Below are 6,635 nucleotides of genomic sequence, written 5' to 3' on the forward strand. Positions count from 1 at the left end.
GGCTCATTGCACTTTCACCAGCACGTACGCGGTGGCATCGACTTTGCCGGGTGTGGCGCGCTTGCCCGGCAAGGTGCCGAGGGTCGCGGTGATGGTCTGCGAGTAGCTGGTGTACCCCGAAAGGTTGCTGCCCGTGGTGCTGGCTCCCGCCAGTACCGGGTACCAGCCCCCCGCCGCGCCGGTCCCGGTATTAGACCAGCCAAGAAAGTTCATCGCTGTACCATTGCTGGCATTGTTCAAACTGATCCCCACCCCGGTGGCCACTGACGGGTCGGTCCCGTAACCATTCGACACCAGATAGCTGACGCCGCCACCACTGGTCAGCAACCCCAGAGATTGCGCCTGGGCATAGGCGTTGTAGGCCACCTGAATGCCCAGCGCCGTCTGATTGGTCGCCGTGCCGGAGCGAGCATCGTTGCTGCACTCAAGGTTGATGGTGAAGTTGCTGCTGCGGGTGATGCCTTGATTCAGCTCTGAAGCCGTAATGGGCATGAAACTCACGACAGGCGTCACGTTTCGCGCTACACAGGTTGCGGTGTAACTGATGGATGAGGCCGAGCGCATGCCAAGAGCAATACCGTTGTATTGCCCCCAAAAAGCAATCGCTGTGTTGGCGTCTGACCCAATAGGGTCTGAATAAATGCCGCCCCCTCGGAAGACCACATAGCCGTTGGGCTGGGTGCAGTTGTAGGTGTAAACGCCACTGCCTGATGTAGCCGCGTTGTCCCAGCAGTAGTTACTGCCCGAGCCCGAGTTTGGCGGGCGGCTAGACACGCGGGCCAGGTCAGCCTGGATCATGCTGAGGTGTTTGGCCTTGATCTGGATTTTGTTGCCTACGGTGTCGTACTGGGTAATTTTTGATTGCTGCCAGTAACGGGTGAATACGCGCCCCGAGTTCAAGTGAGTCAGCTTGACCCCGACATAGGGGAACCAGGTGGCGTAGTAACCGGGCAAGCCATCGTTGACCGTAGTGCCGGCACCGTTGCCAATTTCCCAGTAGCCGCCCACACGGTCATCGCCATTGGTGGCAAACACTTCATAGATATCGTTGGCATCGCTGAGGTCGCATTCCCACAGCACAGTTTCGCTGTTGAGCCCCGGTGCCGAGGCGGGCGAGACCACCACCGACCCCAAGGGCGTACCCACGGGTTGAAGGTAGGTGGAGGTCAGGTTGACCCGGCCGAAGGGCAGCTGTGCCGAGTTGCCATCCAACACCTGGACGCCGCTGTAGATGCGGGTGCAAGTGGCTTGAGCCACCGGCACCACTGCCGCACTCAATGTCAGCAACAGCAGAGACAGCAAGGGGCGAGATAGAGTCATGATTCGCTCGTCTGGAGAAGAAGTCTTGAGGGAAGTGCGCGGCATCATGGGATGCGGCACGCACTGTTGACCTTGATCAGGGCCTGGCTGACATCCTGCTGGGCAAGGTCAAAGTTCATGGTGCAGCGCTCGTCAGGGCCATCACCCCAGCGCACGGTCAGTGCACCTTTGAGCTTCTCGGTGCGCAGGTACGCCTGGCTGCCTTGGCCAACCATGCCAATGACACTGTTGCTGTCATCCAGAACGTCGGCACCCATCGGCACGGCCTGACCGTCACTGCGTTGCGCCTTGACCAGAATCGCATTACCGACCCGGGTCTTGAACGCCACTTTGACCGCTGCCCCGGCGAACGGCGCGACACGGCGTTGGCCGTCATCAAGTTCGGCTTTTTCATTCATGCCTTCCGGGTTGATGGCCACGGTGTTGTAACGGTAGGGCGTTAGTGCCGGCACCAGGGCATAGCCGTTGCTGTCAATTTTGGAGCCCAGGCCGTTCATCACGGTTGCGCCGCTGGCGCCCTTGGCTTCGATCAAGGCAAAGGTATCGCCCAGATACGGCCCGAACGTGACACCACCGCTGTGAATGGCCAGGGCGCCCCGGGCGCTGCCGGAGGCTTGCCAGTAATCCTGGCCTTTGGACGCGCTGGCACTGAGCGATGTGTTGGGGAGGTACTTTTGAACGTTGCCGCTCCACACGTTCTGTTTTTGTTGCGCGTCATGGGACACGTCCATGCTGTAACTCAGCGATTGGTCATCCCCCTGTGTCCCGGACAGGGAGGTTTGGTACTGATTGCCCGAGTTGGTGCTGTGTGTCACCGACGTGCTCAGGGTCGGCACGTTGGCTTTGGCAGGGCTGCCGAGCGGGAACGACACCGACAGCATGGTCACGGTCTCGTTGCTGCCGGGGCTGCGCGTTGTGCCCACGCCGTTGTTGGGTACCGAGTTGCCCAGTTGGTCGTTGAAGCCGCCACTCTGGCGGTTCAGGTAACTGCCGGTCTGCTGTCTGGATACCGACAGGTTGAGGTTGACGTTGTTCTTCAGGGTGTTGGCCCAGCCCATTTGTAACTGGGTGTCGCGCTCACGACCGCTGCGGTAGTCCTGGGTCGAACCCGAGACAAACAGGCTGCCATACTGGTTGAGGCTTTGATTGATCGACACCTCGAAGCGCGAGCGTTGCATGTAGCTCGTCGATTCCCAGGTCTCGTTATTGCGCAACGCTTCGCGAACCCCGAGCACGTCCCCGAGGTCGCGGTAACCTTCGGTGGAGTAACGGTAGCCGGCAATCGAAAGCGTGGTATTGGTCGGCTGGAAGGTACGGCTATAGGACAGGCGCGCCATCCAGCCATCCAGCTTGCCTTCTTTCGGCAGATCAGCTTTTGAATAGGTTGTGTCCAGGCCGAATGCGCCAATGCTGCTGGCATAGACACCGCCGATCACGAACGCCTGATAGCCCTCGGCAACCCGCAGGCCGCTGTTGGCGGTGATGCTATTGGTCAGACCGTACTGATAGGTCATTTCACCGAACGGGTCGTGGTCGCCCAAATCCCGTGTGCGGCCCACCGCCACGCTATAGCGGGAGAGGCCGGGGCGTAGTGATTCTGGAATGGCCGAAAACGGCACGGTGAACGTGCTGACGGTGCCGTCAGCTTCGATGACCGACACTTGCAAGTCGCCGTTGTAGCTGGTCGAGTACAGGTCGCTGATCTCGAAGGGACCTGGCGCCACAGTGGTCTGATAGATGTCGTTACCGTTCTGGCGCACGATCACCTGGGCGTTGGTCTTGGCAATGCCGCGCACCGTGGGCGCATACCCGCGCATGGACTCGGGCAGCATGCGATCGTCGGAGGCAACCTCCACGCCGGTATAGCTCAGGCCCGAAAAGAATCGGCCCGAGGTAAAGCCCTGGCCAGCGGTCATGTCGCCTTTAATATCCGGCAGAGCCCGCTGCACATACGTGCGCGTGGTGTTCCAGTGTTTACCGGCGTCGGTGTCGTAACGCAGGTTGCCTTGCTGGCGAAAACGCCACATACCGACGTTCAGGCCGCTGTTGAGCGCCAGGTAAGAAGAGTCAGAGTGGCCGCCATAGCTGCCGGTGCGGGTGACGTGGTATTGGCTGGCGCTGTAATTGACGAAGCCAAGGGTGCTGCCCGCATCAAGGTTTTGCGGGGCCACGTATCCACGCGGAGTATTGAGCATCAAGCTCTGCGGAACGCTCAGGTCGAGGCGCATTTGGCCAAAGTCGAAGGCTGTGGTGCCGCCTTTCACGACCTTGGACAGCACCAGGCATTGGCTGTTGTCGGCATTATCAATCGAGCTGGCGAGAACGCCTGAACTCTCCAGCAATGAAGCGGGCAGGCACGGTTCAACGTCGCCCTGGCCCTGATCGGCAAATTTAAGCTCGACACGGTCGACAAAATGCCCGTTAAGAAACAGGTCAACCTTGTATTGCCCGGGCTCCATGGCATTGACCTTGTTGAACCGCGACAGCGAACCACCACCAAACAGCATGTTGTCGTCAAACACATAAGGGTCATTCGAAGCCAGGCTGTCTGTCTGAGCCTGCGCCAGCTCGCTAAACAGCAGGCTGGCGGTTGCGAGCGTCACTATCTCAGCGAAACCGCGAACATGGCGGAGTTTCGTAACCCTGAGGTCCTTCTTGAGTTTTGAAACGTGATACGCAGTCATGACGTTCGTCCTGGGGTATCAATGCAGAGGCACAACTGTGGTTACATCGGCACCAAAGTCATTCACCAAGGTCAGGCGCAATGAGTCGCCCGAGCGTGCTGTGGTGCCGGCCGGTAACTGCCATTGCGCATGGCTGAGCGGGGCGATCATCTGAGCAGTTTTAAGCGGCTGATTTTTGCCCTGACTGATCACTTGTGCAGTGCGTACAGTGGCGAAGTAGCCGCTATTGTTATTGGCGATGACTGTTTGGCCCTGCACTTTGAAATCCAGAGATTTGCTCAAGTCGTCGGGGTCACCTGCCAACCCTTTAGGGCGATAAAACAGCTTCATCCGGCTGCTGACAGTGAGCAGCAACTTGTTGGCTTGCAGCTCGCTGGCCTTCATGGCGGGCATTTGCAAAAAACTGAGGTAATACAATGACTCTCGATCTTTAGGTAGCTCAGCGCCGGTAAATACCAAGCGCACCACCTGCCCGGAGTTAGGATTCATGCGAAAGACTTGCGGGCTGGCGATAAATGGCGCATCGGCCTTTTCTGGGGTGGAATCAGGGGTGTCGCTGTCAACCCACATTTGAACCAGGTAGGGGTGTGAGTCCTGGTTAGTTAGCTGCACCACTTTTTCTTGGGTTTGAGCCGGGTAGATCACACGGGTACCGGTCATAACAACACTGGCGTTGGTGAATTGGGGCACGGCGGTACCGATAACCAAAGCCAGGCTTAAGGCAATTTTGTTGAGACGATTCATGGGTCTTCGTCCATCAGGCGCAACGTGTGCGACGTGAAAGGGCGGGGCTGGAACTGCCGGGCACGGAGGCCCGGCAATGTATTTCGCTTACAGGTAATCCAGTGCGTATTGCGCGGTAGCAGAAACGGTACCGGCGGTAGCGCCACCGGCTTCACTGATGTATCGCACGGCAAAATCGTGGCTAGCGCTGGTTTCACCTTCTTTGAGGTTCAGGCCGGCGACTGAGGTGATGCCATTGAGCTTGACGGCAGTACCGCCTGCACCGTCGAGCAATTGAACTTGCACGTTGGTTGCTCCGCCTGCGTTGACGAGGTTGCCAGCAGAGGTCACGTCGCTGCCCAGGAATGCAGTTTTAATGGCCAGGTTGCCCGAACCCGTACCAGGTGCGGTGCAACCGCTGACGCTGATGGTGAAAGGTGTTTCACCGGCAGTGCTGTTGGCGCTGGCCAACGCGGCAGCGCTGACGGTTGGCATCAAGATGACCGGGTTGGCAGCGTTGCCATTGACAGTCACGGAGCAGGTCTGATCGGAAACCTGACCTTTGAAGGTGATGGTGTTCTGGGAGGCTGCGAAAGCCATGACTGGGAAGGTAGTAGCTAGGATCAAAGCAATGCGCTTCACGATGAAACTCCTGATGAAATGAGGTAGTGGTGCTGATGTGCTGACGCTGTCCCGCACTCGCCTTGCTTGGCATAAGCGGGCCTTGACCAGGCCTGACAACAGTAAGAAAAATCACCACCAGGAGTAATCAGACGATTCTTAAAAACCACGGGCACCGCTTTGCGCAAGGCCCTTGAGTGCGTGCTGATTGACCATGGGAAGACGCCACGAAGCTGCGCCCGGCAGATGTGCCAGGCGCAGTTTTGTGGTTTCGGTAGAGGAGGTTTTAGCGCGGTTGCAGCAAAGCGTTACTCAAGCGAACGCCCCAGTTTCCAGTAGCCCATCAACGTCAGCCCTTTGCGATCAAGCCCGCATTCATTGATGAAAAACCGGCGAATATCCATGACCGCTGCGGACTCTCCGGCCACCCAGGCATAGAATTCGCTGCGCTTGGCGCTGGCCAGTTCCCACAGGCGCTGGATGTTCAGGTCCAGCTCTTGCAATGCTGCGCTGTCGTTGAGGTTGGCCCGGGTGGGCGGCAAGCTCGCCAGTTCCCGGGCCGCGAGGATCATGCCTTCGCCATGCTGCTTGTGCAGCGTAAGGCGGGGCAGCCAGTGCACTTTGGTGTGCACGCCGCAGAGCAGCGGCATGCAATCGGCCTCTTCAGGCACTTCGATAAACGCCTGGACCTGGGGCGCGTCGGGATGATTGGCCAATTGTTCGAGGATCCCGGCGATGGCGGGCAGGGCGGTTTCGTCGCCAATCAGCAGGATTTTGCGCACGCCCTGCGGCGGCATCCATTCATAGCCACCGGGGTCGGCGTGGTAGGCAGCGTTGGGGGCGACTATTTGTAAGGGGTCGCCTGGCCTTGCGTGCACCGCCCAGCGCGAAGCGGGGCCGGTTTCGCCATGCAGCACAAAGTCGATGTCCAGTTCGTTTATGTCGGGGCGTAAAGCGCGAATGGTGTAAGTGCGCATCGGCGGCGCGTGCTCGGGCTTCAGTGTGCGGCGCGCGGCTTGCCAGTCGCCAACCTTGGGCAAATCGGGCGCGCTGCCATTGGCGCTGGGGAAGAACAGCTTGACCCGCTGATCGGGGGCCAGCGTGTGCATCAGCGCCACATCCTCGCCCGTAAACACAAAACGCGTGAGCGAAGGGCTCAAGGCAATGCACTGCTTGAGGTGAATGTCGAACAGTTGATAGCCGGTCGGTTTGCTGAGCCGTTTGCGCAGGGTTTGCACCAAAGCTGCGGGAGACATGGAGAGCACCCATCAATAAGCTGGAGACCCA

Annotated in this window: 5 protein-coding genes; all 5 read right to left on the reverse strand. The window is 59.0% G+C overall.

Annotated elements, in window-relative coordinates; genetic code table 11:
• Positions 1-3: 3 nt before the first annotated feature.
• The 5 genes from AAEZ03_RS03720 to AAEZ03_RS03740 all read right to left on the reverse strand — a co-directional run bounded on the left by AAEZ03_RS03720 (position 4) and on the right by AAEZ03_RS03740 (position 6,604).
• Positions 4-1,320 (reverse strand): fimbrial protein, encoded by a 1,317-nt coding sequence (locus tag AAEZ03_RS03720; RefSeq protein ID WP_350576152.1) that lies wholly within the window; start codon positions 1,318-1,320, stop codon positions 4-6.
• A gap of 44 nt (positions 1,321-1,364) precedes the next feature.
• Positions 1,365-4,004 carry a fimbria/pilus outer membrane usher protein gene (locus tag AAEZ03_RS03725; RefSeq protein WP_350576155.1) on the reverse strand — a complete coding sequence of 880 codons (2,640 nt, stop codon included), beginning with the start codon at positions 4,002-4,004 and terminating at the stop codon, positions 1,365-1,367.
• 18 nt (positions 4,005-4,022) lie between these two features.
• Entirely contained in the window at positions 4,023-4,748 is a 726-nt protein-coding gene (locus AAEZ03_RS03730) for a fimbrial biogenesis chaperone (protein ID WP_262124004.1), read from the reverse strand.
• Positions 4,749-4,835: 87 nt separating this feature from the next.
• Positions 4,836-5,369: a fimbrial protein gene (locus AAEZ03_RS03735; protein ID WP_262124005.1), complete on the reverse strand. Its 534-nt coding sequence runs from the start codon at positions 5,367-5,369 to the stop codon at positions 4,836-4,838.
• A gap of 287 nt (positions 5,370-5,656) precedes the next feature.
• A complete protein-coding gene (locus AAEZ03_RS03740; protein ID WP_350576157.1) occupies positions 5,657-6,604 on the reverse strand; it encodes a siderophore-interacting protein in 948 nt (315 codons plus the stop codon).
• Positions 6,605-6,635: the final 31 nt, after the last annotated feature.

Origin of the sequence: Pseudomonas sp. HY2-MNA-CIBAN-0224 (genome assembly GCF_040310285.1) — a bacterium.
Classification (GTDB): domain Bacteria; phylum Pseudomonadota; class Gammaproteobacteria; order Pseudomonadales; family Pseudomonadaceae; genus Aquipseudomonas; species Aquipseudomonas helleri.